This window comes from Thioalkalivibrio sulfidiphilus HL-EbGr7 (assembly GCF_000021985.1).
Taxonomy (GTDB): domain Bacteria; phylum Pseudomonadota; class Gammaproteobacteria; order Ectothiorhodospirales; family Ectothiorhodospiraceae; genus Thioalkalivibrio_A; species Thioalkalivibrio_A sulfidiphilus.
The window spans coordinates 1,208,803-1,227,124 of the sequence record NC_011901.1 but is presented as its reverse complement, the minus strand read 5'-3'; the positions used below and the strand labels follow the sequence as shown (position 1 = coordinate 1,227,124).

The following is an 18,322-nucleotide window of genomic DNA, read 5'->3' as shown; positions in this document are numbered from 1 at the left end:
AGGCGCTGCAAACCCTCTTTCAATCCTGTAAATCATGTAAATCCTGTCCAATTATTTTTCCCTCTGCGCCTCCGCGCCTCTGCGGCAGATGTCCAGCTCCTCGCAGATCGCCCGGGCCACCGTCGTCACCGCATCCGCGACGGCAGGCGAGAGGCTGGTGCCGTCATCGGTGGATTGGGGTTCGATGCCGTAGATGACGAGGCCAGGCGGCAACTCGCCCAAGGCGCGGGCCAGCTCCACGGCCTCGGCCAGGCCCAGGCCGTGGGAGGAATGGCGGGGGGTGCTCGGCAGAGGCTGATCGACCGTCAACCGCAGGATCGCGCCGGGTGTTCCCCCCGTGACCACGGCATCCACCAGGATCACCCGGTCGAAGCCCGCCCAGCACTGCATCAGTTCCGCCGGTTCTCCGCCGCACTTGGCCACCTGGATACCCGGCGTGCCCGCCAGGACCTGCACCACCGCCGCGCCCACCCCGTCATCACCCCGCCAGGGATTGCCGATGCCGATCACCAGGGCGCGACTCATCCCCGTTCCACGGTGAGATCGAGAAAGTGGGTGGCGCAGGAGATGCAGGGGTCGTAGTTGCGAATGACCTGTTCGCAGCGGTGGCGCAGCTGGTCATCGGGCAGGTCCAGATTATCCTGCACGAAGCCGTGCAGGTCCGCCTCGATGCTGGGCTGGTTCACCGAGGTGGGGGCGACGATCTTGGCGTCCCGGATGATGCCTGCCTCGTCCAGGGTGTAGCGGTGGTAGCAGATGCCCCGGGGCGCCTCGGTGGCACCGTAGCCGGTGCCCGCGCGGGGCGTCATGTCCACCGCCGGCCGGGCCGGGGCCTGGTAGGCATCCACCAGGCGCAGGGCCTCCTCGAAGGCGAAGGCGATCTCCACCATGCGCACCAGGATGCTCTTGAAGGGGTTGCGGCACACGGCCCCGAGTCCGGCCTTCTCCGCCAGGGCCGCGGCGCGGGGGGTGAGCCGCTCCCGGTTGAGGGCAAAGCGGGCCAGAGGACCCAGGCAGGCGGGGCGCCCCGTTTCGCTCAGGTGACTGTGCAGGGCGTTGGAGTGGATCACGTGGGTCTCGGTGAAGATCCGGTCGTAGTCCTCCACCGGCGCGTCGATGCCGCTGGTGGACCCAAGCCGTCCGTGCAGGATGGGGTACTCGTCCGGATGCACCAGGGACACGAATTCGTAGTCCATCTCGAAATCGGGAAAGTCCAGTCCTGCCAGGAAGTCCAGGGCCTCGGCGCTGGCCTCGAGTCCCCAGGCCAGGTCCTCGCGCAGGGCCGCCGCCTCCGCCGGCGTGGGTGCGCGGTAGAAGCCGCCCACCTTGAGGTTCACCGGATGCACCTCCCGGCCGCCCACCAGGCGCATGAGCGCATTGCCGATCTTCTTGATGCGCAGGGCGTTGCGCACCAGTTCCGGGTGATCCCGCGCCATGGTGATGCCGTCCGGGTAGCCGAGGAAATCCGGCAGGTGCAGCATGAACACGTGCAGGCCGTGGCTTTCGATCCACTCGCCGCAGTAGATCAGCCGGCGCAGGTCCTCCAGGGCCGGGTCCAGGCTCACCCCGCAGACCTGCTCAATGGCCTGGGAGGCGCCCATCTGGTAGGCCACCGGGCAGATGCCGCAGATGCGCGCGGTGATGTCCGGGGCCTCGCGAAAATCCCGGCCGATGAGAAAACCTTCGAAGAAGCGCGGCGGCTCGTAGATCCTGAGCTTCACCTCCGCCACCCGCTCGCCCTCGGTGCGCACGTACAGGGCGCCCTCGCCCTCCACCCGGGCCAGGGCGTTGACCTCAATGGTCCGGGTCTGACTCATGGCGCAGGCTCTCCTCGCGGAAGGGATTGGCGTTGGCGTTGAAGGTGCGATAGATGCGCAGCAGCTGCCCACGGTCCATGCCCAGCTGCGAAAGCTGCGCCGACAGGGCCGGCGCATTGGGGGTCTCCTTGGGACCGAAGCAGCCGTAGCAGCCCCGGTGACAACCGGGACACAGGGCGCCGCAGCCGGCCTGGGTCACCGGGCCCAGGCAGGGGGTGCCGTGGGCCACCATGACGCACACGTGCCCGGCCCGCTTGCACTCCTCGCACACGCTCGAAGCGGGAATCTGCGGGCGCCGGCCGTAGAGGAAGGCGTTGATCACCTCCAGCAGCTGGCCCTTGTCGACGGGACAGCCGCGCAGCTCGAAATCCACCGGCACGTGGGCGGCGATGGGGTCGGAGGTGGCCAGTGTCTGGATCCAGTCGGGGCGGGCATAGACCTGGCGGGTGAAGGCCTCCACATCGGCGAAGTTGCGCAGGGCCTGGATGCCCCCGGAGGTGGCGCAGGCGCCGATGGTGACCAGGTGCCTGGAGGCCCGGCGGATCTCGCGGATGCGTTCGGCGTCCTCCGGGGTGGTGATGGAACCCTCCACCAGGGACAGGTCCCAGGGGCCCTCCACCCGGGCGCTGCTGGCCTCGGGGAAATGGGCAATGCGGATGGTGTCGGCCAGGGCCAGCAGTGCGTCCTCGCAGTCCAGCAGGGTGAGCTGGCAGCCGTCGCAGGAGGCGAACTTCCAGACCGCGAGCGTGGGGCGTTGGACTCTCATAGCTCGTGCACCCGGAAGGCCGGCTCCATGACCGGGTAGGGAAACACCGGGCCGTCCCGGCAGACGAAATGGGGGCCGATCTGGCAGTGGCCGCAGAAACCCAGGGCGCAGCGCATGCTGCGTTCCATGGAGACGAAGGTGCGCTCCGGGGCCACGCCGCGCCGATGCAGGGACAGGGCCGAGAAGCGCATCATCACCTCCGGGCCGCAGACCATGGCCAGCGCATTGCGGCCGTCGAAGCCACCCCGGTCGATGAGCTGGGTGACCACGCCCACGTCCCCCTTCCAGTCGGCGGTGCCCCGGTCCACGGTGACCCGCACATCCAGGTCGGCACGGGCCTGCCACTGGGCCAGTTCGTCGCGAAAGATCAGGTCCCGGGGCGAGCGCGCGCCGTAGCAGATCAGCACGCGGCCGAAGGCCTCGCGCCGGGCCAGCACCGCGTGGATCACCGGGCGCAGGGGCGCCAGACCGATACCGCCCGCGGCCAGCACCAGGTCACGCCCCTCGGCCGCTTCCACCGGCCAGGCGCTGCCGAAGGGGCCGCGCACGCCCACCACGTCGCCGGCGCGAAGCCCCTGCATGGTGCGGGTGACGCTGCCCACGGCGCGGATGGTGTGCACCAGGCTGCCGTCATCGCCCGTGGCGCTCACGGAGATGGCCACCTCACCCACGCCGAACAGGTAGAGCATGTTGAACTGTCCCGGACGGACCTCGGGGGCCACGCCGGACTCGGGCCGCAGGCGCCAGGTGAATACCTCGCCATCGGCCACCTCCCGGCGCACGTCCAGGATGCGCCAGGGCGCCGGGGCCATGGGTTCAGGGATCTGCCGCTCAGCCGCCGAGACCGACATCGCCGCCTCCGTAGATGTCCATGGCCTGCAGCCGCGCCGCCTGCAGGCGCTGCACGATCAGCGCCGCGAAACGCTGGTACAGGGCATAGCCCAGCACCGGGTCCCGGTCCATGCAGGCATGCAGGGCCGGGGCGTCGAAATGCACCGCGTGGGTCTCCTCCAGGGCGCGGGCGCTGTAGTGCCAGCGGTAGGGCGGCATCAGCCAGGACCAGCCCAGCACCTCGCCCTGTCCCAGGGTCATGAAGACCTCGGCGCGGCGACCGGGCAGCCGGCTCTCCAGGGCCACCCGCCCGCTGCGGATGAGATAAAAGGCTGCCGCCTCCTCGTGTTCCCGGAACAGGGTTTCATCCGCCCGAAAGGTCCTCAGGGAGGCGCCGGCGGCGAGAAGCCGCATGTCCGCCTCGCGCAGTCCCTCGAAGAAGGGCTGGTCCTTGAGGATCTCCAGGAGCTCGTTCATGTGCCCTGCCCTCCTGCCTTGCCCTGGGCGGTGGCGCGGATGGCGGCCACCTCCTCGGTGATGTCGATGCCCACGGGACACCAGGTGATGCAGCGCCCGCAGCCCACGCAGCCGGAACTGCCGAACTGCGTGTGCCAGGTGGAGAGCTTGTGGGTGAGCCATTGGCGATAGCGGGCCGCCACGGTGCTGCGGTGGGGACCGCCGATCATGTAGGAGTGTTCACCGTTGAAACAAGAATCCCAGAGTCGCACCCGCTCCGAGGCATTGCCCTCCAGGTCCGGCAGTTCCTCCATCTGGGCACAGAAACAGGTGGGGCAGACCAGGGTGCAATTGGCGCAGGAGAGGCAGCGCTCGGCGGTCTGCGCCCAGCGGGGGTGTTCCAGGGCCCCGGCAAGCACCTCCCGGGCATCGCCGGGCATGGTGCGTCCCATGTGCTTCGGGGCCTCCTGCCAGATCCGTTCAGCGGCCGCGCGCTCCGCCTCGCTGGCATCCCGGTGATCGAGCCTGACGAGCATGGCCTCGCCGGCCTCGCTGCCCGCCTCGATCACCAGGAAGTGCATGCCCACGCCGATCACCTCGGTGAGACCCAGGTCGAAACCGGCATGGGCCCGCGGACCGGTACCCATGGAGGTACAGAAACAGGTGCCGCCCGGCTCGGCGCAGTTGACCGCCACCAGGAACACGCCCTCGCGACGGGCCCCGTAGGCCCGGTCCCTGACAGACTGCTCCAGGAACACCCGGTCCTGGATGCCGATGGCCGCCAGTTCGCAGGGCCGTACGCCGATGAAGGCGCGCCGGGGCGGGGCGGGCTCGCCGGGCTGCGTTTCAAAGCCCCCGTCCTCGCGACGCAGCACCCGCACCAGGGTCTCCCGGGGCGGAAACAGGTATTTCTTCCAGGAATGGGGGCCGACCACGTAGCCGAACAGGGCCTGGTCGTCGCGCTGGTGGAGTCGGTAATGGCCGGGGCCATGCTCGTCGCCCCAACCGGCGGGCAGGTCGTTAAGACCCTGAAGACGGTCGTAGACAATGGCGCCCTCGCGCCGGGTGGGGCCGACCACCTCGTAGCCGTCATCGGACAGCAGCCGGATGAGGGATTCCATCTCCTCGGGGGCCATTACGCGCAAGTCACACCTCCCGGGCTGGCGTGGAGTCGATGACTGATTTCAAGGAAACCATAGAGGATGGCTTCAAGGGGCGTCAACGCGGGGGCTGAGCATGCAGAACACAATCGGCTTCGCCCCGATTGAATTCGGGGCAGTCCTGAGCAGATAAAACGAGGGAATCGGGCGTCCTGAAGATTCAGCGTTTCCAGTGCGCCACCAGACCACCCAGGCAGCGGCGGCTCAGTTGGCAGTCGTCGCGCCTGCACTGGTAGCGCACCTCGGTACCAAAACAGGGGGTGTCACCATTGGCCACCTGCAGGCGGCGGATCTCCGCGCCACTCATCAGGTAGGGATTGAGAAAGCGAATATTGTGCGTCTCGACGGCGGGTGTCTCGGCGCTGGGGTTCTGGTTCAGGCGCATCGTGGGCGTCTCCTCATCCTTGTCGTTTGCTCAAGTATGGACGCTGCCCATGAAGCTTCCTTGACCACGATCAAAAAAGCTGGCGTGTCATGGAATATTCACTGCTACTTGTGCAGCGCAGCATCCCTTCCGAATCCATGGACAACCCCGGATTTGCCACCTCGCCTGCCGCACCCAGCAGCGGCCACTCAGCCGGTCTGTGGCTGAATCGACGTCCACTCTCGATATCCGGTAGCGATCGGCAGACGGCCTGCCCGTCTGCCGTGAGGCCCGTCACGGCGAGTCCGGGGACCCTCCCGGCATAATGCGACCGACTAGCCCGCATATCTCACCACCCTTCTACTGCGGCCGCCGATCTGCTCGCTGTGACGGGGCGTGCTCACTCCAGCCGGCTTGACGTAGTCTCGGCTACGCCGGCGCCGTCTTCCGCTCCGCGCGCCCCGTCACAGCGGCATCTCGACGCCCTCGCTACGAACGGTGGTGAGATTTGCGGGCTAGGCCAACGGATACAGGAGTGCCATCGGCAGAAAGTCCCGATCGTTAAACGACAAGGGCATACCCGACCGAAAGGCGGGGACGCAAAACCACCGGTCTACGGCAAACGCCACGACAGCGGAGTTACCGAAATGACGACATACCATGCCAAGCGTGGCCCTGTGGGCGCGCGCTTCTCAGAACACGCCCCGCGCTCGGTCCTGGCTTGCCACGACGTCTCCGGGCAATACCCCACGCATCCGCGAGATGCTGTGCATCCCGCCAGTCCGGCCGACGCACCGGCCGCATCCAGGGGCAAGCCTCTTGCCGTGGCGCTGCACGCCAGTCTCGCACTGCTGCTCACCGTGACCCTTGCAATGCCAGGGCACGGCCAGGCCCAGACTGCCACTGATGAGCAGAGCCTGGAGACCAGCACCAGCCCCGGCCGTGGCAACGGCAATGGCAGGGTCAAGGACAGCGACGACGGCGGTAAAACCAACAACGGACGCGGCAACAACAAGGTCAGCAACGACCCGGAGCCCGAGCCCGAACCGGAGCCTCAACCCGAGCCCGAACCGGAACCCCAGCCCGAGCCAGAGCCGGAACCCCAGCCCGAGCCCGAACCGGAACCTCAGCCCGAGCCCGAACCGGAACCCCAGCCCGAGCCCGAACCGGAACCTCAGCCCGAGCCCGAACCGGAACCTCAGCCCGAGCCCGAACCCGTGGTCGAACTCAACACCTGGTACGTGGTTGTGCAGGCCATCGATGGGCAGGGACAGGAAAGCCCTGATTCCAATGAGGCCTCGGGCGATCTCGCCTCGGGTGAACATGTCACCCTGAGCTGGGAGGCACCGAACATGACCCTGGATGGCGCGTGCACCACCGTCGACAGCTACCTGGTGAAACTCGGCACGGCGCCAGGCGACTACAGCTATTCCCTGAACGTGCAGAGCAATGCGCTGGGTCTGTACTGCCGTGCCACGGGCAGCAATGCCTGCGGCAGCACCTACACCTGCGAACTACAGATGCAGGTGCCCGCCATCTGAGGCCATCGGCATCGAACCAAAGCGCCGGGTTCCATCCCTGGGACCCGGCGCTTTTTTATGAACATCGACCCGAAGGATCCGCGCCAGATGCACCTCCGGCGCCGAGCACACCCGCGTCTTCGCACAAACATCGAACGCACGTCACAGTCCGTGCGTATGGCTTGAGACACGCACATCCCGGGTTCACGTGTGAGCCCCGTCACCGTTCACGAAATTGGTCGATGAATGGCGTGCAAAGCCGGATTCACGGCACGCGCCCCGTGAAGGGCATCACGGCTCTCGACCAGCGCACTCCACATACTTCACGCCACGGGTCATCAGGGAATCGGATGACATCCATTCACGCCCTTCCCTCGCGGGATGGCGGAACGACACAAGGACAGGCCCAACACGCGTTAAGAAAAAAAGCTCATCGAAAGGGCATACCCGACCGAAAGGCGGGGACGCAAAACCACCGGTCTACGGCTTCGGCCATGACAGCGGAGTTACCGAAATGACGAAGACGATGTTTTCGGGTGGCCGTGATGCCGCCGCATGTTTCAACGCGCGATCGAATGACACGCCCATTGCCGCGTGCTACTGCCATGGCATTGCGTCCCATCCGTCCGGAACGATCTCCACGACGCTTCTGCGCGCACTGGCCACCGGCTTTCTGGGCATTGCCCTGCTGTCGGGCTGTGTCGAGGAAGACGTCGCTAATCAGGTCAGCAACAGCGACCCGCAGACGGAAGAGGCACCGTCGCAATCCAGCCCCGGCATGACTCCGACGCCACCCCCGTCCCAGCCGGAGCCGGAGCCACAACCTGATCCCGTGCCGGAGCCGATCACCGAACCGGATCCGATCCCCGATCCGGAACCCGCGCCTTCACCTGAGCCCGAGCCTGAGCCCGAACCTGCGCCCGCGCCGGCCCCTGAACCGGAACCGGAACCCGTCGTGCAGTTGAACACCTGGTATGTGGCCGTGCAGGCCATCGATGACCTGGGACAGGAGAGCCCGGATTCCAACGAGGCATCAGGGGATCTGGCCTCCGGGTCGGTGGTGACGCTGGCCTGGACCGCACCGAACATGACCCTGGATGGCGCCTGCACCTTCGTGGACAGCTACCGGATCAAACTGGGTACCGCCTCGGGCAGCTACAGCCACTCGGTGTCAGTGAACGTGCCTTCACAGGGCCTGACCTGCACCGGCACGGGCAGCAACAACTGCGGCAGCGTGGAAACCTGCGAGACGCAGCTGGTCATTCCGTGAGTTGGCTGGGGGAGTGGTTGTGAGGTGTGGGGTCGATCCCCACACCTCATCGCCTTACTGACGCTTGTAGGCCGAGAAGTCGAACTTGCCGCTGGTCATGTCATCCCAGAGATCCGACTGCACCACCGCCAGCAGCTTGAACAGGCGACGTAGTTCCTCATCCTCCATGAAGCCCTGCTTCGGCGATGCCTTGAGCGCCTCCACCAGCAGCCCCGCCTGGTCCCGGGACATGTCCAGGATATTCAGTCCCTCTTCACCCATTTCCACTTTCATGACGATTCTCGCTGTTGATTGATGACTGCTGGCCCTGGAAGCTCGCGGGGTCGCGCGGCTCGCAGGTTCCGACATCGCATTCGCTGACAGTGGGCGGGCCGGCCATGCCCGCCTCACACCTCACGCATCACGTCTGACGATTACGCCTCACGCACCAGATGCTGACGGTTGCGGATGTAGCTGTAGTAGAGCACCGGGATCACCACCAGGGTCAGCACCGTGGACACCAGGATGCCGAAGATCAGCGAGATGGCCAGACCGCTGAAGATCGGATCGTCGATGATGAAACCCGCACCCACCATGGCGGCCAGTCCCGTCAGCACGATGGGCTTGGCGCGTACGGCGGCGGCACGGATCACCGCATCCTCGCAGGCCGCACCGCGACGAAGCTCGTCGTTGATGAAATCCACCAGCAGGATGGAGTTGCGCACGATGATGCCCGCCAGCGCGATCATGCCGATCATGGAGGTGGCCGTGAACTTGGCGTCCATGAACAGGGCATCCATGAGCGCATGTCCCGGCATCACGCCGATCACCGTCAGCGGGATGGGCGCCATGATGATGAGCGGCACCATGTAGGAACGGAACTGGGCCACCACCAGCAGGTAGATGAGCACCAGGCCCACGGAGTAGGCGATGCCCATGTCCCGGAAGGTCTCGTAGGTCACCTGCCACTCGCCGTCCCACTTGAGGCTGTAGAAGTAGGGATCGTCCGGCTGGGAGATGAAGAACTGCTCGATGGTCTGACCGAAGGCCAGGGGCATCTCCCGGATCTGGAAGAACATGTCGAACATGCCGTACAGCGGACTGTCCAGCTCGCCGGCCATGTCGCCCATGACGTAGACCACCGGCAGCAGGTCCTTGTGGTGAATGGAATGCTCACGGGTGGTCTCGACCACGTTCACCAGTTCCGAGATGGGCACCAGGGCGCCGGACTGGGAACGCACCTTGAGCGAGAGCACCGACTCGATGTGCGCCTTGTCCGCCACGTCGAATTCCAGACGCACGGGCACGGCGTATTTCACGTTCACGCCGTAGAGATAACTCACGTCCTCACCGCCCAGCACCGTGTCCACGGCGCTGACCACGGACTGCTGGGAGACACCCAGCAGCGCCGCCTTCTGGCGGTCCACCTCCAGGATCAGTCGCGGACCGGGATACTCGACACTGTCATCCACATCGACGATACCCTCGGTGGACTCGAACACCTCACGGATGCGCCTGGCGACCTCGATCTGGCCGTCGTAGTCCAGGCCGTAGATCTCGGCCACGATGGGCGAGAGCACGGGCGGACCCGGGGGCACCTCCACCACCTTCACCGAGGCGTTGTAGCGGGCTGCGATCTCGCGCAGCGGGTCGCGCACGGACAGGGCCACGTCATGGCTCTTGCGGTCCCGCTGCTTGGCATCCACCAGGTTCACCTGGATGTCACCCATGTGGGCACCCTCGCGCAGGTAGTACTGGCGCACCAGGCCGTTGAAGTTGATGGGCGAGGCGGTGCCGGCGTAGATCTGGTAGTCGGTCACCTCGGGCACGGTGGCGAGAAACGCGCCCATCTCGTGCAGCGCACGGTTGGTCTGCTCAAGACTCGTCCCCTCGGGCATGTCCAGCACCACCTGGAACTCGGACTTGTCGTCGAAGGGCAGCATCTTGAGCACCACCGCCTGGAAGTAGGCCAGCGACACGGAGGCCAGGATCAGCACGACCATGGCCCCGTACAGGCCCCAGCGGCGCGTGCGTGCCTTCTCGCCGCGCACGAACGGACCCATGCTGCGCTCCGAGAGGCGCATCAGCCAGCCGCTGCCCTCTTCCCCGTGGCCCTGCCCGCCGCTGGCCGGTCCATGGGCCTCGGCCTGGCGGCGCAGGAACTTGTAGGTCATCCACGGGGTGACCACGTACGCCACGGCCAGGGAGATGAGCATACCCATGCTGGCGTTGATGGGGATGGGGCTCATGTAGGGCCCCATGAGGCCGGTCACGAAAGCCATGGGCAGCAGGGCCGCGATCACCGTGAAGGTGGCCAGGATGGTGGGACCGCCCACCTCGTCCACCGCCAGGGGGATGGCCTCCAGCAGCTTCTTCTTGCCCATCTGCATGTGCCGGTGAATGTTCTCCACCACCACGATGGCATCGTCCACCAGGATGCCGATGGAGAAGATCAGCGCGAACAGGGACACCCGGTTGAGGGTGAAGCCGTAGGCCCAGGAGGCGAACAGGGTGATGGCCAGCGTGATCACCACCGCGGCGCCGACGATGATCGCCTCGCGCCAGCCCAGTGCCAGCCACACCAGGATCACCACCGAGGCGGTGGCGAAGATGAGCTTCTGGATCAGGGTCTTGGCCTTGTCGTCGGCGGTCTGGCCGTAGTTGCGGGTGATGGTGGTGTGCACGCCCTCGGGGATGTAGGTGCCGCGCAGCTGTTCCAGCCGCTCCATCAGCTTGTCGGCGATGTCCACGGCGTTGGTGCCGGGCTTCTTGGCGATGGCCAGGGTGACCGCCGGGTGGGTCAGACCCGGCACACCGTCGCCGGCCGCGCCGGCGCCGAAGCGCACGTAGTTATCCGGCGGCGCCGGACCATGGCGGATGTCGGCCACGTCGGAGAGGTACACGGGCCGGCCGTCACGCACGCCCACCACCAGGCCGGCGATCTCGTCCGCGCTGGTGAGGAAGGTGCCCGCCTGCACCGGGATCTCCAGGTTGTCGCGCACCAGGGCACCGGCATCCCGGGAGAAGTTGCTGGCCTGCAGCGCCATGCGCAGCTCGTCGAGACCGATGCCGTAGCCGGAGATACGCTGGGGGTCCAGCACCACGTGCACCACGTGGTCGGGGCCGCCGATGGCGTAGATGTCCCGGGTGCCGGGCACGCGCTTGAGCTCCGCCTCGATGGCATGGGCCACCCGCAGCAGTTCATGACCGCCGCGGTCCTGGTCCTCGGTCCACAGGGTCACCGCCACGATGGGCACGTCGTCGATGCCCATGGGCTTGATGATGGGCTGGCCCACGCCCAGGCCCTGGGGCAGCCAGTCCTGGTTGGAGAAGATCTGGTTGTAGAGGCGCACGATGGCCGCGGTGCGGTCCTCGCCCACCTTGAACTGCACCGTGAGCACGGACATGCCCGGTCGGGACACCGAGTAGATATGCTCCAGGCCCTCGATCTCCGAGAGCACCTGCTCGGCGGGCGAGCTGACCAGCTGCGCCACTTCCCGGGCGGTGGCGCCGGGGAAGGGAATGAACACGTTGGCGAAGGTGACGTTGATCTGGGGCTCTTCCTCACGGGGCGTCACCATGATGGCGAACATCCCCAGAAGCAGGCCCACCAGGGCCAGCAGCGGCGTGATCTCGGAGGTGAGGAATTTTTTCGCGATGCGGCCCGAGACGCCCATGTTCTCGTCGCTCATCGGGCCGCCTCCTGCTGGCGCTTCAGATGCAGGGTCGCATGCACCGGATCCAGGGCCAGCTGTTCACCGGGCTCCAGTCCCGCCAGCACCTCGATCTGGTCATTGTCCACCCGTCCCACGCGCACCTGGCGCAGGCTCACGCGCCCGGCCTCGTCCACCACGTAGACACCCACCATCTCGCCCCGGTAGACCACCGCGCTGGCCGGGATCATCAGACGCTCGCGCTCGCCCACGGCGAAGGCCACCTTGACGAACATGCCCGGGAAAAGGCCCTCGATGCCGGGCGGCAACTGCACCCGCACCCGGAAGGTGTTGGTGGCCGGATCGGCATAGGGGAAGAAGGTCAGCTGCTCGGCCTCCACGGCGGCGGTTCCGTCATGGAGCACCCGGGCGCGGCCCAGCTCGCGCACGGTCTGTATGTGACGCTGGGGCACCTCGGCGGTGACCCGCAGGAATTCCAGCGAGATCCCGGCGATCAGCGGCTGGCCTGGACTCACGCTCTCGCCCACCTCCACGAAACGTTCAGTGACGATGCCCGCATAGGGGGCGCGGATGCGGGTGTACTCCACCTGCTCCTCGGCCTCCGCCACGGCGGCCCGGGCCGCCTCCAGCCTGGCCCGGGCGGCCTCCAGGGACGCGGTGGCCCGGTCCATCTCGGCGCGGGCCACCAGCTGGCGTTCGAAGATCCCCCGGATGCGCTCGAACTCGGTCTCCGCCTCGTTGAAACGGGCCTGGGCCTCGCGCAGGGAGGCCGTGGCCTGGTTCAGGCGCGCCCGCTGCTCGGTGTCACGCAGACGGGCGATGACGGCACCCGCCTCCACGAAGTCGTCCACGTCGTAGAGCAGCTCCACGATGCGCCCGGAGGTCTGGGCCGTGATGGTGGCCTGCTGCACCGCCTCGATGCGCCCGTCCACCACCTTCTCCTGCACGGTGAGCTGCTGTTCCACCCGGAGGGTCTCGAACGGCACTGACGCACTCGCCTGGACGAGGACGCCCAGCCCCCAGCCTGCCACCACCATCAGGCCCGTGCTGAACACGGTCCGGTTTCCCTGCTTGCTCATTGGCCTCTCACTCCTGTAGCTGCGGATCGACCGGCCCGAAGACCGGCACCCTGAATATTAGATTTTTCTAATATATAGTCTTCATACCCTGCAAACAACCGCCTGGCAGGAAACCGGACCGGGTTCATGGACGCCGGGACCCATCCGAGTATACAAAATGCAGGGTGGTCCGCCCGCAGCGGTCGGCCGCGAAAATCTGATAAGCTTGAGCCAGTTAGCCGAGAAGGAGTCCGTCCCCCATGATCTTCCGCCCCGCCATGCGCCTTGCACTCCTGTCTCTGACGCTGATGCTGCTGATGCCGGCGCTCATCCATGCCCAGGGCATGTACCGCTGGGTGGATGAACAGGGGGGCGTGCACTACGGCCAGACCCCGCCCGCCAACGTCCAGGCCGAGCCGGTGCGCCGGGCCAGCCCGCCCCCCGACCGTGCCGCCCAGGAACGCCTGGATCGCGCCCTGCAGGGCAGCGACGAGGCGCGCGCCCAGCAGCGCAGCGCCGCCGAGGAGCGGGAACGTCAGGCGGAATCCGAGCGCATCCGCCGGGAGAACTGCGAAAAGGCCCGTCGCAACCTGGCCACGCTCACGGAGCGCGGCGGACGCGTGACCGTGCGCGAGAACGACCAGTACCGGGTCCTGGAGGAAGAGGAGCGCCAGCGTATGCTGGAGGAGACCCGGGAACAGATCCGCGAATTCTGCGGCGACAACGCCAACTGATTCCTGCCCGGGAACCCCCATGCCCCTGCTCAGCATCGAGACCAACCAGCGCGCCGACGACGCCAGCATCGCGCACCTGCTCAAGCTCACCTCCCGCGCCCTGGCCGAGCAGCTCGGCAAGCCGGAGCGCTACGTGATGGTGCGATTCCAGCACAACCCCGACATGCTGTTCGCCGGCGAGGACACCCCGCTCGCCTACCTGGAGATGAAGAGCATCGGCCTGTCGGAATCCGAGACCGGCGATCTCTCCGCCCTGCTCTGCCGCCTGGTGGAGGAGGAACTCAAGGTCCCCCGCGACCGCATCTACATTGAATTCGCCAGCGCACCCCGTAAGCTATGGGGCTGGAACGGCGGCACCTTCTGATTAATCTGTGAGACGTGAGGAGTGAGGCGTCAGGCGTGGGAGATCCCTCTCGCCTGACGCCTCACTCCTCACTTGGCTTGTTCTCTGTGCCCTCTGTGACCTCTGTGGCAAACAAATCTTTCGCTCCCTAATCCCATTCACCAGAAACCAAGAACGACAACCATGCGCGCAACCCGATTCCCCCTGGCCACCCTCAAGGAAACCCCCGCCGACGCCGAAGTGATCAGCCACCAGCTGATGCTGCGTGCCGGCATGATCCGGCGCCTGGCCTCGGGTCTGTACAGCTGGACGCCGCTCGGCCTGCGGGTGCTGCGCAAGGTGGAAGGCCTGGTGCGCGATGAGATGGACCGGGCCGGGGCCCTGGAACTGCTCATGCCCGCGGTGCAGCCCGCGGAGCTGTGGCAGGAGTCCGGGCGCTGGGAACAGTACGGACCCGAGCTGCTGCGCCTGAAGGACCGGCACATGCGCGAGTTCTGCTTCGGCCCCACCCACGAGGAGGTGATCACCGACTACGTGCGCCGGGAGGTGAAGAGCTACCGCCAGCTGCCGGTGAACTACTACCAGATCCAGACCAAGTTCCGCGACGAGATCCGCCCCCGCTTCGGCGTGATGCGCGCCCGCGAGTTCCTCATGAAGGACGCCTACTCCTTCCACGTGGACGAGGACAGCCTGAAGGAGACCTACGCGCGCATGCACGAGGCCTACACGCGCATCTTCACCCGTTGCGGACTGGACTTCCGCGCCGTGCTGGCCGACACCGGCTCCATCGGCGGCAATGCCTCCCATGAATTCCACGTACTGGCCGATTCCGGCGAGGACGCCATCGCCTTCTCCGATGTGAGCGACTACGCCGCCAACGTTGAACTGGCCGAGGCGGTGGCGCCCGCCACCGAGCGCGCGGCGCCCGGCGAGGCCATGCGCCTGGTGGACACCCCGAACGCGCGCACCATCGCCGATCTCGTGGAACAGCACGGTCTGGCCATCGAGAAGACCGTGAAGACCCTGGTGGTGGCCGCCGCCGAGGGCGCCGAGGCGCCGCTGATCGCGCTGCTGGTACGCGGCGATCACGAACTCAACGCCATCAAGGCGGAGAAGCTACCCCAGGTGGCGAGCCCCCTGCGCATGGCCACGGAGGAAGAGATCCGCGCCGCCATCGGTGCCGGCCCCGGCTCTCTGGGCCCCGTGAACCTGCCCATCCCCTGCGTGGTGGACCGGGCGGTGGCGCTGATGAGCGACTTCGGCGCCGGCGCCAACATCGACGGCAAGCACTACTTCGGCATCAACTGGGAGCGGGACCTGGCCCTGCCCCCGGTGGCCGACCTGCGCAACGTGGTGGCCGGCGATCCGAGCCCCGACGGCCAGGGCAGCCTGCAGATCCGCCGCGGCATCGAGGTGGGCCACATCTTCCAGCTGGGGCGCAAGTACAGCGAGGCCATGGGCGCTACGGTGCTGGACGAACAGGGCCGTTCCCTGGTGGTCACCATGGGCTGCTACGGCATCGGCGTCTCCCGGGTGGTGGCCGCCGCCATCGAACAGAACCATGACGCCCAGGGCATCATCTGGCCCGAGGCCCTGGCCCCCTTCACCGTGGCCCTGTGCCCCATCAACGCCCAGAAGTCCCAGCGCCTGCGCGAGGCCGCCGATGCGCTGTACGAACGGCTGCTGAATGCAGGCTTTGAGGTGTTCTACGACGACCGCGGTCTGCGACCCGGCGCCATGTTCGCGGACATGGAGCTGATCGGCATTCCCCATCGCCTGGTGCTGGGCGAACGGGGCCTGGACGCCGGCGAGATCGAGTACAAGGGCCGGCGTGATACGGACACCACCCAGGTGGCCCTGGACGGCGTGCTGGATTTCCTGCGCCAGCGCATGAACGCCGCCCACTGATCGGCACGGCAGGGAACGCCCCATGGAGAATCTCAAACAGGCCATCGAGGCCCAGCGCCGGCGCCTGGAAAGCCTGCTGCACGACCCGCTGCAGGCCATCGCCAGGCAGATGCCTGCGGTGTGGCCCGACCGCGAGGCCCTCGACGCCCTGCTGCAGCAGAACATGACGCAGATCCCCGAGGCCACGTTCATGTATGCGCTGAACACCGAGGGCATCCAGCTCACCGACAACGTGGCGCGCAGCGGCCTGCTGCCCGAGCACTTCGGCCGCGACCGCTCCCACCGCCCCTATATGAAGCAGGTGGTGCCTGCCGACGGCTTCCTGCTCTCCGAGGCCTACATCAGCCTGCTGGGCCGCCGCCCCTCATTGACCGCTCTGCAACTGGTGCGCGATTCAGACGGCAAGGCCCTGGGCTTCCTGGGCGCCGACTTCGACCTGCGCAACCTGCCGGACAGCGCCCCCCTCTACGAGGAGACCACCGAGTGGCGCCAGATCAAGGGTGACCCCTCCATCCGCGGCACCTTGTTCCTGCAAAGCCGTGTGGAAAGCCTCATGGACCGGGACATGGACGCGGTACTCTCCATCCTGGAGGAACTGTTCACCGAACGGGGCGTGTTCCAGCTGGTGCTGCATTTCTCCAGCAGCCGGGCCACGGTCTGGACCCTGGACGACCCCTACCGCTACCGCATCCTCACCCACGAGGCCCTGAGCAATCCGGACACCTGCCTGGCCTTCCCGCACCGGGACTACCCGCCCGACGCCCAGATCCCCGGCGATGCCATGGGCGAGATCCTCGCGAACCTCAAGGCCCTGCGCTTCGCGGACGAGACCATCTACCTGCGCTCCTCGTCCATCAACCTGTTCAACGGCATGGTGAGCCTGACCTTCTCCTGCGACGGTTCCCACTACATGACCTGGAAGGAGTTCCTGGATCGTTCCATGGACTTCTGGATCGGCAGCGCCGGCTAGTGCCCTGAATGAGCCGATCGTAGGTCGGGCTTCAGCCCGACAGCGGTGCCTGACGAAGCATCGCTTGTCGGGCTGAAGCCCGACCTACACCTCTCAGCCGCAATCCGGTTCATTCCTCCGCCAGGCCGGCGAGACGCACAATGCCCTTGCGCAATTCGGGCAATGCAAAGGTCTCGATCGCCGCCACGCCCCGGGCCACCAGGTCCAGGGCCTGGCGCGCGTCATCCACCTCGTAGACCGCCAGCCGGGCCGTCTCGAAGGCGAGCGGGCCCTCGCCAGGCAGGCCGTTGACGTCGCAGAACAACCAGCCCAAACCCAGCCCCGCAAATTCGTTTCTGTCCTCCCAGCGATCCACCACGCCACCCAGGTCATGCCAGCCCGCGCTGCCCTGATAGGCAACGGCCCCTTGCAGCAAGGGCAGGGAAAACGAGATCAGCACACACTGCGCCGCCACGGGGGCCAGTGTCCTGGAGATCGCCTCAAGCACCGACTGCTCGCCGAAAAGACCCACCGCCTCGGTCTTTGCCTCGACGAACGCCGTCACGCCAGGATGGCGTGCCAGCAGCTCCGCCAGCTGTGCCAGGGAGGTCAGCGGGTTGTCCGCGAAGCGATCAACGAAGCGTCCCGCCTCGGCGGCACGCAGGCGCATCAGGGCCGCGAAATCCCATTCATGCACCGCGCCCGGCACGCCGCAGATGCGCAGCAGATCTGCGTCATGAAACAGCACCGGCACGCCGTCCGCCGACAGCTGCACGTCCACCTCCACGAAGCGCGCCCCGGCCGACACGGCCGCCTGGATACCCACCAGGGTGTTCTCCGGAAAGCGTGCCGCATAGCCTCGGTGGGCAATCAGCTCAGGCAGCGACATGACTGACACCTCTGTTGCAGTCTCGTTTGTGCAGGATCACTGATCTGGATCACACCAGCATCCGTGGCCTTGCACTATACATTCTGCAATCGGCCGCGTGGCCTGATCATCAAAGGAGCAACCGCCATGTTACGCAAGACACTGTTCACCATGTTCCTGGCAGGCAGCGTCGGCCTGGCCGGGTGCGCCACCTACCAGGGCCCCCAGGAGCAGGCAGGCATGGTCATCGGCGGCGTGCTGGGCGGCGTGCTCGGTTCCCAGGTGGGCGCCGGCAGCGGGCGCACCGCCGCCATCATTGCAGGCACCCTGGCGGGTGCCGCCATCGGCGGCGCCATCGGTCAGTCCATGGACCAGGTGGACCGGCTCAAGACCGCCCAGACCCTGGAAACCGTGCGCACCGGAGTGCCCTCCGTGTGGGTCAATCCAGACACCGGCAACCAGTACAGCGTGACGCCCACCCGCACCTACGAATCCACCGCTGGTCCCTGCCGTGAATACACCATCGACGCCATCATCGGTGGACGCATGGAGAAGGTCTATGGCACGGCCTGCCGGCAGCCGGATGGCAGTTGGCGGGTGGTCAGTTGAGGGCGGTGGTTTTGGG

The 18,322-nt window shown here is 66.8% G+C and carries 18 protein-coding genes and 2 riboswitches; of the genes, 7 read left to right on the top strand and 11 right to left on the bottom strand.

The features are described 5' to 3' along the window. Positions 1-51: 51 nt before the first annotated feature. The 7 genes from TGR7_RS05705 to TGR7_RS05675 all read right to left on the bottom strand — a co-directional run bounded on the left by TGR7_RS05705 (position 52) and on the right by TGR7_RS05675 (position 5,415). On the bottom strand, positions 52-525 hold the full coding sequence (locus TGR7_RS05705; RefSeq protein WP_012637709.1) for a hydrogenase maturation protease: 474 nt from the start codon (positions 523-525) through the stop codon (positions 52-54). Continuing rightward, complete coding sequence (locus TGR7_RS05700; RefSeq protein ID WP_012637708.1) at positions 522-1,817, bottom strand: Ni/Fe hydrogenase subunit alpha; 1,296 nt, start codon at positions 1,815-1,817, stop codon at positions 522-524. The genes TGR7_RS05705 and TGR7_RS05700 overlap by 4 nt, the downstream gene beginning before the upstream one ends. After that, a complete protein-coding gene (locus TGR7_RS05695; protein ID WP_012637707.1) occupies positions 1,795-2,583 on the bottom strand; it encodes an NADH-quinone oxidoreductase subunit B family protein in 789 nt (262 codons plus the stop codon). The genes TGR7_RS05700 and TGR7_RS05695 overlap by 23 nt, the downstream gene beginning before the upstream one ends. Then, positions 2,580-3,434 carry an FAD/NAD(P)-binding protein gene (locus TGR7_RS05690; protein WP_012637706.1) on the bottom strand — a complete coding sequence of 285 codons (855 nt, stop codon included), beginning with the start codon at positions 3,432-3,434 and terminating at the stop codon, positions 2,580-2,582. Before TGR7_RS05690 ends, TGR7_RS05695 begins: the two co-directional genes overlap by 4 nt. After that, entirely contained in the window at positions 3,415-3,891 is a 477-nt protein-coding gene (locus tag TGR7_RS05685) for a cyclic nucleotide-binding domain-containing protein (RefSeq protein ID WP_012637705.1), read from the bottom strand. Before TGR7_RS05685 ends, TGR7_RS05690 begins: the two co-directional genes overlap by 20 nt. After that, positions 3,888-5,006, bottom strand: coding sequence for a 4Fe-4S dicluster domain-containing protein (locus TGR7_RS05680; RefSeq protein WP_425358073.1), 1,119 nt, complete (start codon positions 5,004-5,006; stop codon positions 3,888-3,890). The genes TGR7_RS05685 and TGR7_RS05680 overlap by 4 nt, the downstream gene beginning before the upstream one ends. Before the next feature lie 184 nt (positions 5,007-5,190). Continuing rightward, positions 5,191-5,415 (bottom strand): hypothetical protein, encoded by a 225-nt coding sequence (locus TGR7_RS05675; protein WP_012637703.1) that lies wholly within the window; start codon positions 5,413-5,415, stop codon positions 5,191-5,193. A gap of 542 nt (positions 5,416-5,957) precedes the next feature. Then, positions 5,958-6,041: riboswitch (cyclic di-GMP riboswitch) on the top strand. Positions 6,042-6,161: 120 nt separating this feature from the next. Here TGR7_RS05675 and TGR7_RS05670 point away from each other — a divergent pair. Further along, on the top strand, positions 6,162-6,935 hold the full coding sequence (locus TGR7_RS05670; protein ID WP_187148420.1) for a hypothetical protein: 774 nt from the start codon (positions 6,162-6,164) through the stop codon (positions 6,933-6,935). Between the two features lie 409 nt (positions 6,936-7,344). Continuing rightward, positions 7,345-7,428: riboswitch (cyclic di-GMP riboswitch) on the top strand. After that, positions 7,429-8,184, top strand: a complete 756-nt coding sequence (locus tag TGR7_RS17595) for a hypothetical protein (RefSeq protein WP_012637701.1) — start codon at positions 7,429-7,431, stop codon at positions 8,182-8,184. 54 nt (positions 8,185-8,238) lie between these two features. Here TGR7_RS17595 and TGR7_RS05660 read toward each other — a convergent pair whose 3' ends face one another. The 3 genes from TGR7_RS05660 to TGR7_RS05650 form a co-directional block, all read right to left on the bottom strand. After that, on the bottom strand, positions 8,239-8,457 hold the full coding sequence (locus tag TGR7_RS05660) for a hypothetical protein (RefSeq protein WP_012637700.1): 219 nt from the start codon (positions 8,455-8,457) through the stop codon (positions 8,239-8,241). A 140-nt stretch (positions 8,458-8,597) separates the two neighbouring features. Next, entirely contained in the window at positions 8,598-11,744 is a 3,147-nt protein-coding gene (locus TGR7_RS05655) for an efflux RND transporter permease subunit (RefSeq protein WP_425358072.1), read from the bottom strand. Positions 11,745-11,851: 107 nt separating this feature from the next. Further along, positions 11,852-12,916: an efflux RND transporter periplasmic adaptor subunit gene (locus TGR7_RS05650; protein ID WP_012637698.1), complete on the bottom strand. Its 1,065-nt coding sequence runs from the start codon at positions 12,914-12,916 to the stop codon at positions 11,852-11,854. A gap of 239 nt (positions 12,917-13,155) precedes the next feature. Between TGR7_RS05650 and TGR7_RS05645 the strand changes: the two genes are divergently transcribed. The 4 genes from TGR7_RS05645 to TGR7_RS05630 all read left to right on the top strand — a co-directional run bounded on the left by TGR7_RS05645 (position 13,156) and on the right by TGR7_RS05630 (position 16,850). After that, the gene (locus TGR7_RS05645; protein ID WP_012637697.1) at positions 13,156-13,629 is read left to right on the top strand and encodes a DUF4124 domain-containing protein; all 474 of its coding nucleotides are present in this window, start codon (positions 13,156-13,158) and stop codon (positions 13,627-13,629) included. Positions 13,630-13,648: 19 nt separating this feature from the next. Beyond that, complete coding sequence (locus tag TGR7_RS05640; RefSeq protein WP_012637696.1) at positions 13,649-13,993, top strand: phenylpyruvate tautomerase MIF-related protein; 345 nt, start codon at positions 13,649-13,651, stop codon at positions 13,991-13,993. A 162-nt stretch (positions 13,994-14,155) separates the two neighbouring features. Then, a complete protein-coding gene (locus TGR7_RS05635) occupies positions 14,156-15,880 on the top strand; it encodes a proline--tRNA ligase (RefSeq protein WP_012637695.1) in 1,725 nt (574 codons plus the stop codon). Between the two features lie 22 nt (positions 15,881-15,902). Further along, on the top strand, positions 15,903-16,850 hold the full coding sequence (locus TGR7_RS05630; protein WP_012637694.1) for a PDC sensor domain-containing protein: 948 nt from the start codon (positions 15,903-15,905) through the stop codon (positions 16,848-16,850). 109 nt (positions 16,851-16,959) lie between these two features. Here TGR7_RS05630 and TGR7_RS05625 read toward each other — a convergent pair whose 3' ends face one another. Continuing rightward, positions 16,960-17,718 (bottom strand): glycerophosphodiester phosphodiesterase family protein, encoded by a 759-nt coding sequence (locus TGR7_RS05625; protein WP_012637693.1) that lies wholly within the window; start codon positions 17,716-17,718, stop codon positions 16,960-16,962. Positions 17,719-17,844: 126 nt separating this feature from the next. Between TGR7_RS05625 and TGR7_RS05620 the strand changes: the two genes are divergently transcribed. Beyond that, a complete protein-coding gene (locus tag TGR7_RS05620; RefSeq protein WP_012637692.1) occupies positions 17,845-18,306 on the top strand; it encodes an RT0821/Lpp0805 family surface protein in 462 nt (153 codons plus the stop codon). Positions 18,307-18,322: the final 16 nt, after the last annotated feature.

Excerpts from the sequence above, each read along its gene's own strand:
- TGR7_RS05705 (WP_012637709.1), bottom strand. The coding sequence starts at position 525 with ATGAGTCGCGCCCTGGTGATCGGCATCGGCAATCCCTGGCGGGGTGAT.
- TGR7_RS05700 (WP_012637708.1), bottom strand. The coding sequence starts at position 1,817 with ATGAGTCAGACCCGGACCATTGAGGTCAACGCCCTGGCCCGGGTGGAG.
- TGR7_RS05695 (WP_012637707.1), bottom strand. The coding sequence starts at position 2,583 with ATGAGAGTCCAACGCCCCACGCTCGCGGTCTGGAAGTTCGCCTCCTGC.
- TGR7_RS05690 (WP_012637706.1), bottom strand. The coding sequence starts at position 3,434 with ATGTCGGTCTCGGCGGCTGAGCGGCAGATCCCTGAACCCATGGCCCCG.
- TGR7_RS05685 (WP_012637705.1), bottom strand. The coding sequence starts at position 3,891 with ATGAACGAGCTCCTGGAGATCCTCAAGGACCAGCCCTTCTTCGAGGGA.
- TGR7_RS05680 (WP_425358073.1), bottom strand. The coding sequence starts at position 5,006 with ATGGCCCCCGAGGAGATGGAATCCCTCATCCGGCTGCTGTCCGATGAC.
- TGR7_RS05675 (WP_012637703.1), bottom strand. The coding sequence starts at position 5,415 with ATGCGCCTGAACCAGAACCCCAGCGCCGAGACACCCGCCGTCGAGACG.
- TGR7_RS17595 (WP_012637701.1), top strand. The coding sequence starts at position 7,429 with ATGACGAAGACGATGTTTTCGGGTGGCCGTGATGCCGCCGCATGTTTC.
- TGR7_RS05660 (WP_012637700.1), bottom strand. The coding sequence starts at position 8,457 with ATGAAAGTGGAAATGGGTGAAGAGGGACTGAATATCCTGGACATGTCC.
- TGR7_RS05655 (WP_425358072.1), bottom strand. The coding sequence starts at position 11,744 with ATGGTGACGCCCCGTGAGGAAGAGCCCCAGATCAACGTCACCTTCGCC.
- TGR7_RS05650 (WP_012637698.1), bottom strand. The coding sequence starts at position 12,916 with ATGAGCAAGCAGGGAAACCGGACCGTGTTCAGCACGGGCCTGATGGTG.
- TGR7_RS05645 (WP_012637697.1), top strand. The coding sequence starts at position 13,156 with ATGATCTTCCGCCCCGCCATGCGCCTTGCACTCCTGTCTCTGACGCTG.
- TGR7_RS05640 (WP_012637696.1), top strand. The coding sequence starts at position 13,649 with ATGCCCCTGCTCAGCATCGAGACCAACCAGCGCGCCGACGACGCCAGC.
- TGR7_RS05635 (WP_012637695.1), top strand. The coding sequence starts at position 14,156 with ATGCGCGCAACCCGATTCCCCCTGGCCACCCTCAAGGAAACCCCCGCC.
- TGR7_RS05630 (WP_012637694.1), top strand. The coding sequence starts at position 15,903 with ATGGAGAATCTCAAACAGGCCATCGAGGCCCAGCGCCGGCGCCTGGAA.
- TGR7_RS05625 (WP_012637693.1), bottom strand. The coding sequence starts at position 17,718 with ATGTCGCTGCCTGAGCTGATTGCCCACCGAGGCTATGCGGCACGCTTT.
- TGR7_RS05620 (WP_012637692.1), top strand. The coding sequence starts at position 17,845 with ATGTTACGCAAGACACTGTTCACCATGTTCCTGGCAGGCAGCGTCGGC.